Here is a 17,064-nt window from a genome sequence, read left to right as displayed (position 1 = left end):
CGGGCGTCACGCCCGGCAACGCGCTGTCGGGTTTTCCGGCTGCGCCTCATGCCGTCTTTGCTGTTGTTATAATATAGCCCCCTAGACTATATTAATTGTCGGCTGTCATGTCCCATACCTCTCGCCAGAAAGACAAGCTGGTCGCCCGTGTTCGCCGCATCAAAGGGCAGTTGGAAGGCATCGAGCGCGCTTTGGAATCAGACGCGGCGTGCGTGGAAGTGCTACGCCAGATCGCGTCAGTGCGCGGCGCGGTCAATGGCCTGACCGCCGAGGTGATGGAAGACCATTTGCGCGAGCACGTCCTGGAAGTTGAAACGGACAAGGAGCGCCGCCAGGGCGGCGAGGAAATGGTCGAGGTCATCCGAGCCTACATGAAATAAACCCGCCGCCCGCCGGCGACCTTTTCCAGATGACAGGGACTCCCCGATGACAATGACCTATACCCCCTCGGCCTCAGGCCACGACCATTTCTTTCTCGGCAGCGACCACCAGCGCAATGAGCGCAAGGTGTGGCTGGTGATCGCTCTCACGGCCAGCATGATGCTGGTGGAAATCGTGGCCGGTTCGATCTACGGCTCCATGGCGCTGGTGGCCGATGGATGGCATATGTCCACCCATGCGGGCGCGATGCTGATTACCGCGCTGGCCTACCGCTTTGCGCGCCAGCATGTGGGCAATCCGCGCTTTACCTTCGGCACGGGCAAGCTCGGCGATCTGGCCGGCTTCGCCAGCGCGATCGTCCTGGCCTTGATTGCCCTGCTGATCGCTTGGGAAAGTCTGGTACGGCTCACCCAACCCATCCATATCGACTTTAACCAGGCGATCGCCGTGGCTGTCGTGGGCCTGGGCGTCAACCTGGTCTGCGCTTGGCTGCTGAAGGACGACCATGCGCATCACGGTCACAATCATGGACATCACCACCACGATCACGACCATCATGTGCCAGGCAAGAGCCGCGACAACAATCTGCGCGCCGCGTACATCCATGTGTTGGCCGATGCGCTGACATCCGTATTCGCCATCGTCGCGCTGCTGCTCGGCCGCAGCTACGGCTGGCTGTGGGCTGATCCGGTCATGGGTGTGGTGGGCGCGCTGGTGATTGCCCGCTGGTCATGGGGGCTGATCCGGGACTCCGGCAGCGTGTTGCTCGATGCGGCAGTCGAGGGCGAGGAAGTGCGGCAGGAGATTCGGGAGGCCGTGGAGCCGACGGGAAGCGAGGTTACAGATCTGCATGTCTGGCAGGTGGGGCCAGGGCATTTCGCGGCCATCGTCTCACTGGTGGCTCGGGAGCCCCAGGAGCCCGCGCACTACAAGGCACTGCTCGCGCATATTCACGAACTGTCGCATGTCACGATCGAAGTGCAGCGCGGGGCCGCATGAGCATCGGCGTCACCTTGAAGGCTTGGGCCAGGCGGATCAAGCGTGATGGCGTGACGCTGTGGTTTGCCGGCAAGCATCCCGGCACGCCTTGGTATGCCAAGGCGCTGGGGCTGTTCGTGGTGGCCTATGCGCTCAGTCCCATTGACCTGATTCCAGACTTCATTCCGGTGCTGGGTTATGTGGACGATGTGATCTTGTTGCCCGTGCTGATCTGGTTGACTGTGAAGCTGCTGCCATCCGATGTGCTGGCGCAATGCCGTATTCAGGCCGATGAATGGATGCTGGCGGAAGGCGCCAAGCCGCGGAGCCGGTTCGGGGCAGTGATGATCGTGGCGCTGTGGCTGGTGATGGGGGTGGCATTGTGGTTCTGGCTCATGCCGCATCTTTAGTTTTTCCTGAGGGCATATTGAATGGCATGGGCGTGTCGGCGCGAAGCGCCGCCGGGCTTTCGAGCTGCGTCCCGTGCTTCGTGCCGAATTACGGCCATTCGGCTTCAATCCCTCACGCCTTCGCGCCTGCGCTTGCCTCCTGAGGATCGGCGCAAGGCTCATCCCTGCCGCGCGGTGCTTGACGCCCGTCGAATACCGCCGAACCGGCAACGCCGGATCGGCCAAGCCGGCGCCCCCGCCGCGATGGGCGGGGAACTGGCGAATACGCTGGAGCTTGCTGCGGCAGGTTGTACGGATGCGTGCCGTCCCCGACGCTGACGGTTCCTGCCCATCACGTTACGAAGGACGGTTCACGGGCATCCCGCCCGGCATCGCTATGGAGCTTCCATGCCACGCCTCAAGACTGGCGCCGCAAGGTGTGACCGGGGCGTTCTCGCCCGTCATTGGGGTGTTGACCTGGCCCGCGTCTGGGAGCGAGCCAGTGCAGCGTTCGTGCGGGGATGCCGAGTCAGCCCTGTCTCCTTTCGAAGCGGTTCGGCCCAAGGCGTCCTTGTCTTGTTGTGAATCCTGGCGGTGGCACGGCTGCGCCTCGGGCTTTATGGCTGCAACCGTCCGGCGAAAACAATTTCCCCCTGCGCTGCGCGCATTCCTCGCGGGACAAATTCTTTTCGCCTCCCGGTTCTCCACTGCGTTGCGACCGCAAGCGGTGCAGCCAGCCCGTCTCCCGCCGGTCGGATCACAACAAGGACGCGATGGGCGCGAACCTTGTTCAATCGTAAGGAGATTCATCATGGCAACCATCGGCACCTTCACCGCGGACAAAGACGGCTTCACCGGCACGCTGCGCACCCTGACCCTCAACGTCAAGGCCAAGCTGGTTCCCAACGACAAGGGGGACAACGAACACGCCCCCGACTTCCGCGTGCAGGCGGCGGGCTTCGACATCGGCGCGGCGTGGAAGAAAGTCAGCAAGGCCGAACGGCCCTACGTGTCCGTGACCCTCGACGATCCTTCGTTCCCAGCAACGGTCTATGCCCGGCTGATCGAGGAAGAGGACGGCACGCACACGCTGATCTGGTCGCGCAGCAAGCCCCAGGCGGCCTGATGGCCGCCAGCGCCCCGCCCACGCGGCGGGGCGCCGTGCCGCTTTCGCAGAGCTGCATGGAAGCCTGGTCATTGCAGGAGCGTGGCCCATGTTGGGCCGCTTCTGTTGAGGCATGGGGCGAGTCTGCGGCTGCAAGAACGGCCGGGCGTGTCGGTGCCTTGCACCGCCGGGCTTAGCTGGCTGCGCCCCGTGCCGTCTTTGTCGTCACGGCCATTCGGCGCCAATCCCTCACGCCTTCGCGCCTGCGGCGCTGCGCGCGTCGCTTGCTCCAGGGGATCGGCGCAAGGCCCATCCCCGCCGCGCTGCACTTGGCGCCCCTTGAACACCGCCGAACCGGCTTGCGCCGGATCGGCCGGGCCAGCGCCTACGGCGGGGCCGCCGCTGCGAGCTGGCTTTCAGCCTCGCTCATTAGCACTGCCGTGCTGCATTCGAGCGCGCCAGCGATCTTGAAAATGATCGCCAGCGTGGGCATGTGCTCGCCGCGCTCGATCTTCCCCATGTGGGAACGCTCGATGCCGGCCTGGTGTGCCAGCGATTCCTGCGCGATGCCGCGCTCCATCCGCAGAGCACGCACCGCCGCGCCGAAGGCGTGGGCCAGCTCGGCGTCATGGGTGGTGGAGCCGGCCGGTCGGCCGCGCTGGACGGTTCGCTTCTGCATAGACAGAAGCGTCAATTCGCAGCACAATTAAAACCACGTTATCTTTAACTCATTCATTCCGAATCAATCCTTTTTCGTGCTTCTACGTCTTTACAGAAATACGCATTTGCGGTTTTTCACGGAAGCACAAAACCGAATCCGTGCATTTCCTCAAATCCGCCGATACGGCTTTACGCTTTCACGCTTCGGTGGATTTGTTCCAAGAAAGGGCTGCCCATGAACCGACTCATCACCGAGGACGAGCGCAGGCAGTTGCTGGCCCACGGCCAGAATCGCGCCGCTGGCGGCTCCATCGACCCGTTGCCCGTGGTGCGGTTGTTCACGCCGGACGCGCATCTCACTTGGCTGCTGGCCGCGCTCGATCCGGCCGATGGCGATACGGCCTTTGGCCTGATCGACCTGGGGCTGGGAATGCCCGAGCTGGGCACCGTGAAGCTGTCCGATCTGGAATCCATCGTCGGGCCACGCAAGCAGCCCGTGATGCGGGATCGGTATTTTCAGGCGGCACGCCCGCTGTCGGAATATCTGCGGCTGGCCCAGGAGAATGGTTCCATCCTCGATTGAACCGTTCGCACTGCGGCCAAGCGGGGCGTATTGGGACTATTTCAGTCTTATTCCAGACCTGTCCGGTCTGAATCCGCACTCTTGCATTCAACCCGTGCTGGTGTGACCCAATCAGTCACGATCTTTTATGCGGGTACGGGCACGGTGTTTTGTGCCGCATGACGTTGTCGGGTCGGGCGGTCGTCGCATTCGGACGGGATTCGCAATACACCGGAGCCAATCAGTCTTGACACCGCATGTTACATGCTTGAATTGATGCAGATGATGGTTTTGATCTGGATGCGATAGCTTCGTTTTGATCGGCCCGTGGCGACGTTCCTGCTGTTCGACAGGAGCTTTCGTCATGGTCAGCCCTCACCATTTCCCGCACTGGTATCCCACCGCCGCCTACCTCTACGTTCTGCGGCTCGATGCACTCGCACTGGCCTGTGAGTACCTGCGGCGCCATCCCGACTACCGGCTCGACTGGCTGCACCGTCATCGCCGGCCGCAGGCGGCACAGCACGCGGCGCATCGCTGGGGCTTACGCCTGCTGGAAGACCCAGCCTTGGATGCGCGCGACGCGCATCCGGCCTGGCTCCCCGGCCATGCCGGCGTGGTGCAGCTCTACCCCGATGCCGACCCACCGCAGAATGCCACCGCCTTCGCGTTCTGGCGCATCCCTGGTCACAAGCAATTGATCCACGATGGCAAGCGGCTGGTGCTGATCGCGCGCAGCCCTGGCCATTGCCTGCGCTTCGCGCTGGCACCCGGCCTGGAGGACGGCATGGCTGTCGCCTATGCCCATCACGGCGGTGCTGCCGCACCTGCACGCGGCCATGCGCCCGGTGCGGCGCTGGCCAATGCTCGGCCCCGGCCATCGCATTCGGCCTTGCTGGAACTGCACACCTTGCAGGCGCTCGACGCAACCCTGGCGGGTGCGTCCTTGCGCGATGTGGCCGAAGGCTTGTTCGGCGTGGATGCCGCAGCCGGTTGGTACAGCGACGGCGGCCTGCGCTCCAAGGTGCGCCGCCTGACGCGGCGCGGCGATGCGCTGATGCGCGGCGGCTATCGCCGCCTAGCACAGCTTGCGCCGCTTGAGAAGGGTCGTTTTGAAGGCCACGCAAAACGACCCTGAGCAAGAGAGCTTCATTTTCTGAGACTGCCTCCATCCGGTTGCGCTGTGTGGCCGGAGCCCTGCAACCGATGGAGGTTCTCACCATGCGTCCTGCTCCCTTGCGGCCTGCCGCCGCTCCCGCAACCACCTCGGCCGCTGTCGCGCAACCGCAGCGTTATCTCACCAACGACGAAGCCGCCGACTACCTGCGACTGTCACCGCGCACGCTGGAAAAGCAGCGCGTGCTGGGCGGCGGCCCCAAGTTCCGCAAATTCGGCCGCCGCGTCATGTACGCCGTGGCCGATCTCGATGCCTGGGCTTCCGAGCGCAGCTTCGAGAGCACATCCGATCCCGAGTACGCCGAGCAGCATTCGGCGGACAGCCGTGCGCGCTGACCGCTGGCGCGCGGGTGGCTTTCGCCATGTCCAGCCCTGCGCTGCCGTCCCGGCAGCGGCTCGTGCCAGAGCGCGAACAGCTCGACCTGTTCCGTGCCCTGCCGGGCGACATGGCGCCGCGCGACAGCCAGGATTTGATGGCCTTTCCGTTCTTCTCGCTGGCGAAGTCGCGGCGCGTGGCGCCGATCGACTTCCGCGCCAGCGGCATCACGATCCGCGTGGAGGGAACGCAGGAGCATGGCATCGCCACGATTTGGGATGCAGATGTGCTCATTTGGGCGGCTTCGCAGATTGTGGAGGCGCGCGACGCGGGCTTGCGTCCATCGCGGCTCATGCAGGCCACGCCCTACGAGATCCAGCGATTCATTGGGCGCGGTACGTCGCTGCGCGACTACCAGCGCCTCAAGGCGGCCTTGGATCGCCTGCAATCCACGACGGTGGCCACGTCCATTCGGGAGACCACGGGAAGACGGCTGCACCGCTTCTCGTGGATCAACGAATGGAAGGAACTGGCCGATACCAAGGGCACGCCCTTAGGGCTGGAGCTGATCCTGCCGGACTGGTTTTACGCGGGCGTCATGGATGCCGCGCTGGTGCTGACCATCGACCCAGCGTATTTCCGGCTCACGGGCGGCATCGAGCGATGGCTGTACCGGCTGGTGCGCAAACACGGCGGGCGACAGCCGGGTGGTTGGCAATTCGATTTCCGACACCTGTATCGGAAATCGGGCAGTGCCACGCGCTTCTCAGACTTCGCCTACGACCTGCGCGCACTGGTCGCGCGGCAGTCGCTGCCCGGCTACGTCCTAGGCATCGAGCGGATGCCGGACAACAGCGCCGAGCTGCTGACCTTCCGGCCCGTGCCGTTCGCGGCACGGGGATAAACGGTGCGCAGCTTGTGGACGGGCTCGTGCTATCAGGAGTACGAGGTATCGTGCTATCGGGAGTACGACTCTCGTGCTATCAGGAGTACGGATCGGCCGCAAAGCCAATAACGGCGCGGGTTTCGGCCTCCCCTAACTTCCCTAACTTAAAACATCTAACTGGTAGTAGAAGCGCCGCACCTCGGTGGAAAACCGCCACGCGGCGCGAAGCACAGCGGCAACAACCGGGCTTTCCAACAGGGAGGGCCAGGCCATGATCGTCGCGCTGCTCAACCAGAAAGGCGGCGTCGGCAAAACCACGCTGGCTACCCACATCGCTGGCGAGCTGGCGATGCGCGGCCAACACGTCGTGTTGCTGGACGCCGACCCGCAAGGCTCCGCGCTGGACTGGACGCAGCGCCGCAGCCAGCAAGGTTTGCCAAGGCTGTTCAGCGCCGTGGGCCTCGCACGCGAAACGCTGCACCAGGAAGCGCCAGAACTCGCCAGGCGGGCCGATCACGTCGTCATCGACGGGCCGCCGCGCATCGCCGCCTTGGCGCGCTCCTCGCTGCTGGCGGCCGAGCGCGTGCTGATCCCGGTGCAGCCCAGCCCCTACGACCTGTGGGCCAGCGCCGAGATGGTGGCGCTGATCCGCGAGGCGCAGGTGTTTCGGCCTGCGCTGCGCGCGGCCTTCGTCATCAACCGGCGCGTGAGCACCACGGTGATCGGACGCGAAGCACGCGGCGCGCTGGCCGAGCAGCCGCTTCCTGCGCTGCGCGCGGAAGTGCATCAACGCATCGTGTTCGCCGACAGCGTGGCTGCTGGCCGGCTGGCACGCGAGACGGCGCCGGACAGCGTCGCCGCGCGCGAAATCACCGCACTGGTGGACGAACTGCTGCGGTGGCCGACATGAGCAGCCCCGCCAGCAAGCGCACGACAAAGCGCGTCGGCATCGGCGCGCGTCCGCCCGCGAATCCGCACGCCGAGGCGTGGATTCGCCAGGGCGACGCCGATGCGCTGGGCAAGGGCGACCTCTACACCGCACGCCTGACGCTCGACATCACGCCCGCAATGCGGGCGCGCATCAAGGTGTCGGCGTTCACGCAAGGCGTGACGGTGGCCGAACTGCTGCGCGGCCTGCTGGAGCGCGAGTTTCCAGAACAACGCAGGGAGAACACACCATGACCGCATCCGCTTCGTCTGCCCCCGCGCCTGTTGCCTTCGCGGCCACGGCTGCACCGTCGCCGCCACTCCTAGCACACGCGACGGGGCCAACATCAACGCCGCTAACGCGCGTTTCGCTGGCCTTCCTGGAGCACCGTTTCAAGCTCTACCTGCGCTTCGGCGAACCGGCGCGCACGCTGCGGCTCGACCGCTGGCGCAGTCTCGCCGTATTCATGCCGAATGCCATGTTCTGCCGCATTCGCTGGCAGTCCACCGACTACGGCACTGTTCGCTGGCAGCTCATGGTGATGCAGGCTTGCACGCCGCTGGACGCGGCGCAGCGCATCCCCGGTGTGCAGCCGGGCGCACGCCTGCTGCTGCACACCGAGGGCGAGAACCAGGTGCGCGCCGTGCTGGAGCGCATCGACGCCATCGAGGCGCTGGGGATCGCGCCATCCGCCGCTTCACCCGCGTACTGGCGCACGCTCGCCAACCGGCTCGCTGCGCGCCTGCCGCTGCCCGAATACACCGCCGAGCGGCACGCCGGATGGCTCATCGGGAGGGCGCTGCCATGACCGCCGTTTCGACTGTCGGCACCGCGCCGCGTCCTCGCTCACGCCTGCGCGCTCGCATCGTGCTCGCGTGCCTGTCTGCCTGCGGCCTCGCTGCGCTGGCCTGGGCGTCCTTCGTGCATCCGCTGCCGCGCATCATCTACAACCCGTCCGACAGCGTGGCGGTCGGCTGGTATCGCGTGGAACCGCTCCACCAGCGTACCGACTCGCTGCACCAGCCTTTGTCCGTTGGCAGCATCGTCTTGACCACGTTGCCGGCAGACACCGCCGCGCTGGCCGCGCAGCGCCGCTACCTGCCGGCGCGCGTGCCGCTGCTCAAGCGCGTGGGCGCCGTCGCGCCGCAAACGGTGTGCGTGTTTGATGCGCTGGTCTGGATCGACGGCGTGCCGGTGGCCGCCGTGCTGCCCGCCGACCGGCTGGGCCGTCCGCTGCCTTCCTGGCGGCAGTGCCGCCAGCTTCGGCCTGGCGAACTGTTCCTCTTGAGCGTGACCAACCCGGCGTCGTTCGACAGCCGGTATTTCGGGCCGGTCAGCGCATCCGCCGTGATCGGCGTCGCGCATCCGATCTGGCTGGAATCCCGCCCATGATGGCCGTCGATTCGCTGCACGTTGCCATGCATCTCATCGTGCCATCGGGCGTGTCGTCCTGCTGGTCGTCGCCGTGTCGTCGCGCGTGCAGTGCGGGTGCATTCGCACCGCACTTCGCGCTGTCTCCGGCGCAGCCGTCCAACGTGCAGGCGTCTTGCCTCGAACGCGCCCGGCCTGCGGCCGTATCCGCGTTCGCCGGCGCGCTGGCTGCTGGTGCAGCAGCGCCACCGGGCCGCGATTGCCGGGAGCGGATGCGGGAGGCAAATGCGGAAGGCAAGACAAAAGGACGCGGCACCGGGCCGCGTCGAAAGCCTGTCTGCACGTGGGGGTGGCGCGGCACGGAGCGGCTTTGCCGCCGTGCCGCTTGGGGCGCGAAGCCCGCGCCGATGCAGTCATGTCCACGTGCTTCGCACGCCCGGACACGCCAGAGCTTGCAGGGAGCCCAGCCATGACCAACCGCCGCGATGACGATTTCCGCATCCGCCCCAGCGCCCCGAAGAACCGGGGCCAGGGCTTCGTTTCCAAGGTGCTCAAGCAGGCAGGAAAGGCCAGCAGCGGCAAGTCGGCGGTGCGCCGTCCTGGCGGCAGTGGCAAGGGCGCCGGCATCGGCCAGCGGCCCGGCTCGCGGCTGGGACGCGGCCACACGGCGGCGCGCTTCGCGGGCGCGAAGCTCACGCCCATGTCGCGGCGCGTGACCATCAAGACGCTGCTGGTCAATCAGCAGCGGGCCAGTCCGCAGTCGCTCGCCAAGCACCTGCGCTACATCGAGCGCGACGGCGCCGGCCGCGACGGCGAGCCAGGCCAAGCCTATGGGCCGCAGACCGATGCTGCCGGCCTCGACGCCTTCAAGGAACGCTGCGCCGACGACCGGCACCATTTCCGCTTCATCCTCTTGCCGGAGGATGGCGCGGAACTGGACGACCTGCGCACCTACACGCGGCATCTCATGGGCCGCATGGAAGCCGACCTGGGCACACGGCTGGAATGGGTGGCGGTCGATCACTGGAACACCGACAACCCGCACACCCACTTGATCGTGCGCGGACGCGACGACACCGGCAAAGACCTCATCATCGCGGGCGACTACATCGCCGATGGCTTCCGGCATCGCGCGTCCGAGCTGGCGACCGAATGGCTGGGGCCACGCACCGAGCTGGAGATCCAGCAGACCTTGCAGCGTGAAGTGGATCAGGAGCGATGGACGAGCCTGGATCGCACGCTCAAACGCGAACTGGGCGACGATGGCTTGGTGCATGTCGAACGGTTCAACGAACCGCGGCTGCAACGCCAGCGCCTGCTGCTGATCGGCCGCCTGCAACGCTTGCAGCGCCTGGGCCTGGCCGACGAGATGCAGCCGGGCACCTGGGCCGTCCACGCCGATGCCGAAAAGACGCTGCGCGCCCTGGGCGAGCGTGGCGACATCATCCGCACCATGCAGCGGGCCATGCGCGGCGAGCCGCGCGAGCTGGCGGTGTTCGAGGCGGGCGACGATGGCCGAACCATCCTCGGCCGCGTGGCCGCGAAGGGGCTGGCCGACGAGCTGCGCGACCGGGGCTATCTGGTCATCGACGGCGTGGACGGCAAGGCCCACTACGTCGCGCTCAACACCCGCGACGAACTGGCGAACTATCCGGCCGGCGCGGTGGTGGAGGTGAAGGGATCGGCCGATGTGCGCGCGGCCGACAAGAACATCGCCGCGCTGGCGAGCGATGGCCTGTACCGCACCGACCACCACCTCGCCATCGCGCAGGGTCAGGCCATGCCCGGCCGCGATCCACAGGAAGTCGTCGCAGCCCATGTCCGTCGGCTGGAAGCCTTGCGCCGCGCCGGCATTGTGGAGCGCGTGGCCGAAGGTCTATGGAAGGTGCCGGACGATCTGCCCGAGCAGGGCCGCCGCTACGACGCGCAGCGCCTGGGCGGCGTGGCCGTGGAGCTGAAATCGCACCTGCCCATCGAGCGGCAGGCCCGAGTGATCGGGGCCACCTGGCTCGACCAGCAGTTGATCGGCGGCGGCTCGGGTCTGGGCGACCTGGGCTTTGGCGGCGAGGCCAAGCAGGCGATGCAGCAGCGCGCCGACTTCCTGGCCGAACAGGGACTGGCCGAGCGGCGCGGGCAGCGCGTGATCCTGGCGCGCAACCTGCTGGGCACGCTGCGCAACCGGGAACTGGCACAGGCCGCGAAGGACATTGCCGGCGAAACCGGCCTGGAGCATCGCCCGGTGGCCGATGGGCAGCGCGTGGCCGGCATCTACCGGCGCAGCGTCATGCTCGCCAGCGGGCGCTACGCGATGCTCGATGACGGCATGGGATTCAGCCTAGTGCCGTGGAAACCAGTGATCGAGCAACGGCTAGGTCAGCAACTTGCTGCCACTGTACGCGGCGGTGGCGTGTCATGGGAGATTGGACGGCAGAAAGGCATGTCCATCATCTGACGAGCAACCTGCTTCCGACGAGTCGAAACTGCGCCCATCCACGATCTGCATTCTCCCGCAATGGCGAGAGGCCAACTTAAGCGATGCGAGGCAGCGTTAGATCAAATTTAGTCGCTGTATCGCTGGACGTTGCCTGCACATGTCCACCATGAGCTTCGGCAATTGATTTGACGATGGCCAGCCCTAGCCCTGCACCTGCGTTCTTTCGTTGGCGGGCAGGATCTACTCGGAAAAAGCGATCGAATAACTTCGGCAGATCAGCCTCCGAAATTCGCTCGCCCGGATTTTCGACACTTATCGTTGTCCATCGCTCATCTTGCGCCAAAGCGACTGTAATACGCGACCCATAGGGAGTATGACGGATTGCGTTGGAAAGAAGATTGTTGAGCGCCCGCAGCAACATCTCACGATCCGCTCGTATTGGTTCGGCAGCACCCTTTGCGTAAAGTGTGATGTTGCGGTCTTCAGCTAATGCCTCGAAGTAGTCAAACAAACCTCGGATCAACTCAGCCAAGTCGATTTCGCCGAGGCGGAGATTTCGAGGGTCATTTTCCGTTTGAGCTAGAAACAACATGTCGCCGATCATGCGACTCATGCGATCAAACTCCTCCAAGTTGGAGTAGAGGATCTCCCGATATTCCTCTGCACTGCGGGGTTGCCCGAGCGCCACATGGGACTGCGTAATCAGGTTGGTAACGGGTGTACGCAACTCGTGCGCAATGTCGGCGGAAAAGTGCGACAGGCGGACAAACCCTTCCTCGATTCTGGCCAGCATGTCGTTGAAGGCGACCACAAGTTCAGCCAGTTCTATAGGTACGTCCAGAGGATCAAGTCTCACATCTAGCTTTGAAGAGCGGATCGTGCGAATCTCCTCGTTGACCTTGCGGATTGGAAGGTGGCCCCATTGCACGGCCAGCCAAGCCACCCCGAGCGCAATGCAGAGAACAAGGCAGGTCGCCCACCAGAGCATGCGCTTGAACTCTGCCAAGAAATCGAGATGAAAGCCGATGTCCATGGCAGCGACGATGCGGTAGCCAGGTGCCGCCGAATCGTCGGCAGGCAGTTGTAGCGCCACACCTCGATAAGACCTCTGATTCTCTTGCCACACCGTCAAATCGTCGGCGGTGATGCGGTTGACCAACTTTTTGCTGCTGGCAAGTTTCGACAGGTCAGGACCCGGCGTGGCATAGATGGTATTGCCCGGCCGATCATAGACACCATAGGTCATCCCATGATGTCCTGCCACTGCATTGGCTAAATGCTGCCGCAACTCATCTTTGTCCATGTCATTAGCGATCTGTCGCAACGGCTCTGCCAAGGCCGTGACCACTGCGTCCAGTTCATGGGCGTCCTGTTGGGCAAAGTGGTGCTCCAGGGATCTAACGACAACCCAGTTGAACGCTAGAAATACCAAGGTAGTGGCAATGCCAACCAGGGCCGTGACCCTCAATGCAAGCGACGCGGGACGGCTTCGCCGTGGCTTATGGCGCGAGGTCATCATCAGGCGCATCGAGCGTGTATCCCATGCCACGTACAGTGTGGATGAGCTTTGGATTGAACGCATCGTCGATCTTTGCGCGCAGACGACGGATGGCCACATCAATGACGTTGCTGTCGCTGTCGAAATTCATGTCCCATACCTGAGACGCAATCAACGAACGCGGCAGAACTTCACCCTGTCGGCGTGCCAGCAGTTCGAGCAACGCGAACTCCTTGCTGGTGAGATTGATGCGCTGACCAGCGCGCGTTGCACGTCGGCGCGGCAAGTCCAGCACCAAATCGGCAACTTGGATGCGATCAGGCTGGCTCGGAGCGCTTCCGCGTCGCAGCAGCGTCCGCACCCGCGCCAGCAATTCCGAGAACGCGAACGGCTTGACGAGATAGTCGTCTGCCCCCAGTTCCAACCCCTTGACGCGGTCATCTACGCTGCCACGTGCGGTTAGAAATAGCACAGGGACTTGTTTGCCAGCATCTCGCAGCGAACGCACGATGCGCCAGCCATCGACATCCGGCAGCATGACATCCAAGACCACCAAATCGTAGGTCTCGCTCATGGCCAAGTGGTGTCCGTCCAATCCGTTACGCGCCAGATCCACGACGAACCCTGCCTCCATGAGACCTTGGCGGACGTAATCCGCCGTCTTGTTCTCGTCTTCAACGACCAACAGCTTCATCGCATGCCCCATGAAATCGCTGCGGCGTAAGGAATTTTGCCGCCCACGATGCCCCATTCATCTGCTTCTTAGGGGCAATGTAATAGTCGCTTCCTGCCACGAAGATGACGCGACCATTACATGAATGTAATCCAAGGGTCATTCATCCGAAAGTGGTCACTCCATAGCATGACCTCCATGCGTCGAACCGTGCCGCCCAAGACCAAAGGCGGCTCTAAAGACGACTTTCAAGTTATCTATGGAGGATTTCAGGCCATGCCGCCTCGTTCGCCCTTTGTAATCGCGCCCCCACTGGGCCTGTCTCGTCGGCGTTTTGTTCAGGGGCTGGCCGCTGGCGGCGTCCTGGCCGGGCTGTCCACCCCGGCGCTCAGGGCATTTGCCCAACAAGGCTCCGCGACGCGCGGTGCCGCCCCTGTGCTGAAGGGCACCGAGTTCGACTTGGTGATCGCCGAATCGCCCGTGAACTTCACGGGCAAGCCAGGCGTGGCTACGACCATCAACGGCTCGCTGCCGGCACCGACATTGCGTTGGCGTGAGGGTGACACCGTCACAATCCGTGTGACCAACAAGCTGCGTGAAGCCACATCCATCCACTGGCACGGGATCATCCTGCCGTATCAGATGGATGGCGTGCCGGGCATCAGCTTCAATGGCATCGCTCCCGGCGAGACCTTCACGTACCGCTTCAAGGTTCAGCAAAGCGGCTCCTACTGGTACCACTCGCACTCCGGCTTCCAGGAACTCACGGGCATGTACGGGGCGATCATCATCGACCCCGCTGGTGCCGAGACCATCCGCGCCGACCGTGACCACGTGCTGCTGTTCTCGGATTGGACCGACGAAGACCCGATGCGGGTGTTCACCAAGCTCAAGTCCCAAAGCGGCTACTACAACTACAACCAACCTACCGTCTTCGACTTCTTCCGGGACGCCTCGCGCGACGGCATGGCCGCTGCGATCGACAAGCGCAAGATGTGGAACGAGATGCGGATGAATCCGACGGATCTCGCCGATCTGTCTGCCGCCACGCTGACCTATCTGGCCAACGGCGTCACCCCCGCCGGCAATTGGACGGCGCTGTTCCGACCGGGTGAGCGCGTGCGGCTGCGCATGGTCAACGGTGCGGGCAACACCTTCTACGACGTACGCATTCCCGGACTGAAACTCACGGTGGTGCACGTCGATGGTGTTGACATGGAGCCGGTGACGGTCGATGAGTTCCGATTCGGTCCGGGCGAAACCGTCGATGTGATCGTCCAGCCACGGGATGACGCTTACACGATCTTCGCCCAGGCGATGGACCGGACAGGCTACGCGCGGGCCACGCTGGCCGTGCGTGAAGGTCTTCAAGCTCCCGTGCCTGCCCTCGATCCGGTCGAATGGCTGACCATGAACGACATGATGGGCAGCATGATGGGGGGCATGGACCACGGCGGGTCCGGCCAAGCCATGGAGATGACGGGCATGACGGGCATGACGGGCATGACCGGGATGACCGGGATGGGCTCGGGTTCGATGTCCGGGATGGATCATGGGGCGATGGCTGGCATGAATCACGGCGCCATGAACCACGGTGGCATGGCGATGGATCACAGCCAACACGCCGCGGCGGCGGGGGGACTGGCCGTGCCCAGCACTACTGCTCGCCACGCTCGCACCGAGTATGGTGCCAGCACGGACATGCGCGTTGACATGGCGCGCACCAACCTCGATGACCCCGGCATCGGACTGCGCAACAACGGTCGGCGAGTGTTGACCCTCGCGGATCTGCATACCCCGTCGGGGCCGCTGGACAAGAGAGGCCCTGGCCGGGAGGTCGAACTGCACCTCACGGGCAACATGGAACGCTACGCATGGTCCCTGGACGGGCTGGAGTTCGGAAAGTCCACGCCGGTGCACTTCAAACACGGCGAGCGGCTGCGGGTCATTCTGCACAACGACACCATGATGACCCATCCCATGCACCTGCACGGCATGTGGAGCGAGCTGGAAAGCCCCGACGGTCGCTTCCTTGCGCGCCGCCACACCCTGCCGGTGCAGCCGGCACAACGCATCAGCTTCCTGGTGACAGCCGACGCGCTCGGCCGCTGGGCGTGGCACTGCCACCTGATGTTCCACATGGATGCCGGCATGTTCCGCGAAGTCGTGGTGTCTTGAACCCAGCGCACAAGGAAGACCAAGAATGTCCAAAGCACTCCCCACTCGCGCACTGGCCACGACGCTTCTGGCCCTGGTAAGCGTCGCCGCCCAGGCACAAGCACAGAACGACCATGCAGCGCACGGCCAGGCCGACGCTCAAACGGCCGCGCCATCCACTCAGACCGTGGCTCCTGCCGCCGACCCGCACGCGGGTCACGCGACGTCGGCGAGCGGCTCGACCGCGGCCCCGGCCATGGATCACGGCAACATGCAGATGCAGGGCGGGTCGGCGCCTCCTGACGCCCGCGATCCGCATGGCTACTCCAATGGCCTGACATTGGGATCGGGCGACTACGCCGTACCCGGTGTGCCGCGGCTGATGCTGGCCGACGAACACAGGTTCTTCTCGTTGCGCGGCGAAACCCTGGAACGCCGCTTCACGCGCAAAGGGGACGATTCCACGGCCTACAACCTCCAGGCTTGGTATGGGACGACCTACAACAAGGCCGTCGTGAAGGCCGAAGGCGATATCGCCAAAGGAAAGCTCGAAAAATCGCGTACCGAGCTTCTCTGGGGGCACGCCGTCGCACCGTACTGGGACACCCAGCTCGGCGTTCGGGTGGATAACGGAAAAGGCCCGAGCCGTCAATGGTTGGCTTTCGGCATCCAGGGCCTCGCCCCCTACTGGTTCGAGCTGAAGGCGACGGGCTACGTGGGAAGTGGCGGACGTACGGCGCTGCGTGTCGAAGGCAGCTACGAGCTGCTGCTGACCCAGCGACTGATTCTGGAGCCTCGTGCCGAATTGCAGTTCTATGGCAAGGACGACCCGGAACGCGGTATCGGCAAGGGCTTGGCCGAAGCGTCTGCTGGCTTGCGCCTGCGCTATGAATTCAGTCGCCAGTTCGCCCCCTACATCGGCGTGGAACGGGCGGGCAGCTTCGGACGCACCGCGGACTATGTGCGCGCCGAAGGTGGCCGCGCGCAGCAGACGCGCTGGGTGGCTGGCGTGCGATTCTGGTTCTAGAACCTTGTGGGTTTGATCATCTGATGAGAGGCAATCTATGAACATGCACTACGACAGAAGCCAGGGCAAAGTGCCGAGACGCCAAGCATTGATCGCTGGCTTGTTGGTGATGGCACTCGCAGGACCGAGCCTGGCGCAGAGCCGACCGATCGCCAAGGTGTGGAAGGACCCGAGCTGCGGTTGCTGCAAGGACTGGGTCTCACACCTGCAAGGCGCAGGCTTCGATGTGCAGGTTCTTGACACCGGGAACACGGCAGCGCGCACGCGGCTGGGCATCCCGCAGAAGTACGGTTCGTGCCACACGGCGCAGATCGGCGGCTATGCCATCGAGGGTCATGTGCCTGCCTCGGACATTCAACGCTTGCTGCGCGAAGCCCCGCAGGCCATCGGCCTCGCGGCGCCGGGCATGCCGGTCGGTTCGCCCGGCATGGATGGTCCGGCCTATGGTGGACGCAAGGACGCCTACGACGTGCTGCTGATCGGGAAAAACGGTAGTAGCACGGTCTATCAGTCGCATCGCTGA

Annotated in this window: 19 protein-coding genes; 16 read left to right on the top strand and 3 right to left on the bottom strand. The window is 64.4% G+C overall.

The features are described 5' to 3' along the window. Positions 1 to 107: 107 nt before the first annotated feature. The 4 genes from DACI_RS02330 (at position 108) to DACI_RS02315 (ending at position 2,874) form a co-directional block, all read left to right on the top strand. Positions 108 to 380, top strand: a complete 273-nt coding sequence (locus DACI_RS02330; RefSeq protein ID WP_012202397.1) for a metal/formaldehyde-sensitive transcriptional repressor — start codon at positions 108 to 110, stop codon at positions 378 to 380. Between the two features lie 52 nt (positions 381 to 432). Next, a complete protein-coding gene (gene dmeF / locus DACI_RS02325; protein ID WP_017405395.1) occupies positions 433 to 1,380 on the top strand; it encodes a CDF family Co(II)/Ni(II) efflux transporter DmeF in 948 nt (315 codons plus the stop codon). Further along, the gene (locus DACI_RS02320) at positions 1,377 to 1,769 is read left to right on the top strand and encodes a YkvA family protein (RefSeq protein WP_012202395.1); all 393 of its coding nucleotides are present in this window, start codon (positions 1,377 to 1,379) and stop codon (positions 1,767 to 1,769) included. The genes dmeF and DACI_RS02320 overlap by 4 nt, the downstream gene beginning before the upstream one ends. A gap of 790 nt (positions 1,770 to 2,559) precedes the next feature. Next, entirely contained in the window at positions 2,560 to 2,874 is a 315-nt protein-coding gene (locus tag DACI_RS02315) for a DUF736 domain-containing protein (protein WP_016451571.1), read from the top strand. A 364-nt stretch (positions 2,875 to 3,238) separates the two neighbouring features. Here the strand turns inward: DACI_RS02315 and DACI_RS02310 are convergent, their stop codons facing one another. After that, a complete protein-coding gene (locus DACI_RS02310) occupies positions 3,239 to 3,532 on the bottom strand; it encodes a helix-turn-helix domain-containing protein (RefSeq protein WP_012202393.1) in 294 nt (97 codons plus the stop codon). A gap of 216 nt (positions 3,533 to 3,748) precedes the next feature. On the opposite strand from DACI_RS02310, the gene DACI_RS02305 reads away from it, so the two are divergent. The 9 genes from DACI_RS02305 to DACI_RS02265 all read left to right on the top strand — a co-directional run bounded on the left by DACI_RS02305 (position 3,749) and on the right by DACI_RS02265 (position 11,204). After that, complete coding sequence (locus DACI_RS02305) at positions 3,749 to 4,096, top strand: DUF2958 domain-containing protein (RefSeq protein ID WP_012202392.1); 348 nt, start codon at positions 3,749 to 3,751, stop codon at positions 4,094 to 4,096. A 343-nt stretch (positions 4,097 to 4,439) separates the two neighbouring features. Next, positions 4,440 to 5,213 carry a DUF2285 domain-containing protein gene (locus tag DACI_RS02300; RefSeq protein WP_012202391.1) on the top strand — a complete coding sequence of 258 codons (774 nt, stop codon included), beginning with the start codon at positions 4,440 to 4,442 and terminating at the stop codon, positions 5,211 to 5,213. A gap of 83 nt (positions 5,214 to 5,296) precedes the next feature. Beyond that, entirely contained in the window at positions 5,297 to 5,587 is a 291-nt protein-coding gene (locus tag DACI_RS02295) for a helix-turn-helix transcriptional regulator (RefSeq protein ID WP_016451569.1), read from the top strand. Between the two features lie 26 nt (positions 5,588 to 5,613). Next, positions 5,614 to 6,471, top strand: a complete 858-nt coding sequence (locus DACI_RS02290; protein WP_012202390.1) for a replication initiator protein A — start codon at positions 5,614 to 5,616, stop codon at positions 6,469 to 6,471. A gap of 253 nt (positions 6,472 to 6,724) precedes the next feature. Further along, entirely contained in the window at positions 6,725 to 7,363 is a 639-nt protein-coding gene (gene parA / locus DACI_RS02285) for a ParA family partition ATPase (RefSeq protein WP_012202389.1), read from the top strand. Further along, complete coding sequence (locus tag DACI_RS02280) at positions 7,360 to 7,635, top strand: hypothetical protein (protein WP_012202388.1); 276 nt, start codon at positions 7,360 to 7,362, stop codon at positions 7,633 to 7,635. Before parA ends, DACI_RS02280 begins: the two co-directional genes overlap by 4 nt. Continuing rightward, positions 7,632 to 8,189, top strand: a complete 558-nt coding sequence (locus DACI_RS02275) for a DUF2840 domain-containing protein (protein WP_012202387.1) — start codon at positions 7,632 to 7,634, stop codon at positions 8,187 to 8,189. Before DACI_RS02280 ends, DACI_RS02275 begins: the two co-directional genes overlap by 4 nt. Further along, positions 8,186 to 8,773, top strand: coding sequence for a S26 family signal peptidase (locus DACI_RS02270; RefSeq protein ID WP_012202386.1), 588 nt, complete (start codon positions 8,186 to 8,188; stop codon positions 8,771 to 8,773). The genes DACI_RS02275 and DACI_RS02270 overlap by 4 nt, the downstream gene beginning before the upstream one ends. A 448-nt stretch (positions 8,774 to 9,221) precedes the next feature. Next, on the top strand, positions 9,222 to 11,204 hold the full coding sequence (locus DACI_RS02265) for a relaxase/mobilization nuclease domain-containing protein (protein ID WP_033945451.1): 1,983 nt from the start codon (positions 9,222 to 9,224) through the stop codon (positions 11,202 to 11,204). 76 nt (positions 11,205 to 11,280) lie between these two features. Here DACI_RS02265 and DACI_RS02260 read toward each other — a convergent pair whose 3' ends face one another. Beyond that, entirely contained in the window at positions 11,281 to 12,702 is a 1,422-nt protein-coding gene (locus DACI_RS02260) for a heavy metal sensor histidine kinase (protein ID WP_428148544.1), read from the bottom strand. Then, positions 12,686 to 13,378, bottom strand: a complete 693-nt coding sequence (locus DACI_RS02255; protein ID WP_012202383.1) for a heavy metal response regulator transcription factor — start codon at positions 13,376 to 13,378, stop codon at positions 12,686 to 12,688. The genes DACI_RS02260 and DACI_RS02255 overlap by 17 nt, the downstream gene beginning before the upstream one ends. 255 nt (positions 13,379 to 13,633) lie before the next feature. On the opposite strand from DACI_RS02255, the gene DACI_RS02250 reads away from it, so the two are divergent. The 3 genes from DACI_RS02250 to DACI_RS02240 are packed head-to-tail and all read left to right on the top strand — an operon-like array spanning position 13,634 to position 17,064. Next, positions 13,634 to 15,535, top strand: coding sequence for a copper resistance system multicopper oxidase (locus DACI_RS02250; RefSeq protein WP_012202382.1), 1,902 nt, complete (start codon positions 13,634 to 13,636; stop codon positions 15,533 to 15,535). Positions 15,536 to 15,560: 25 nt separating this feature from the next. Next, the gene (locus tag DACI_RS02245) at positions 15,561 to 16,541 is read left to right on the top strand and encodes a copper resistance protein B (RefSeq protein WP_012202381.1); all 981 of its coding nucleotides are present in this window, start codon (positions 15,561 to 15,563) and stop codon (positions 16,539 to 16,541) included. A gap of 37 nt (positions 16,542 to 16,578) precedes the next feature. Beyond that, positions 16,579 to 17,064, top strand: coding sequence for a DUF411 domain-containing protein (locus DACI_RS02240; RefSeq protein ID WP_003090303.1), 486 nt, complete (start codon positions 16,579 to 16,581; stop codon positions 17,062 to 17,064).

Source organism: Delftia acidovorans SPH-1, assembly GCF_000018665.1.
In the GTDB taxonomy this organism is placed as follows: domain Bacteria; phylum Pseudomonadota; class Gammaproteobacteria; order Burkholderiales; family Burkholderiaceae_C; genus Comamonas; species Comamonas acidovorans.
The sequence above is the reverse complement of the archived record's forward strand: the minus strand, read 5'-3'. Positions and strand labels throughout refer to the sequence as shown.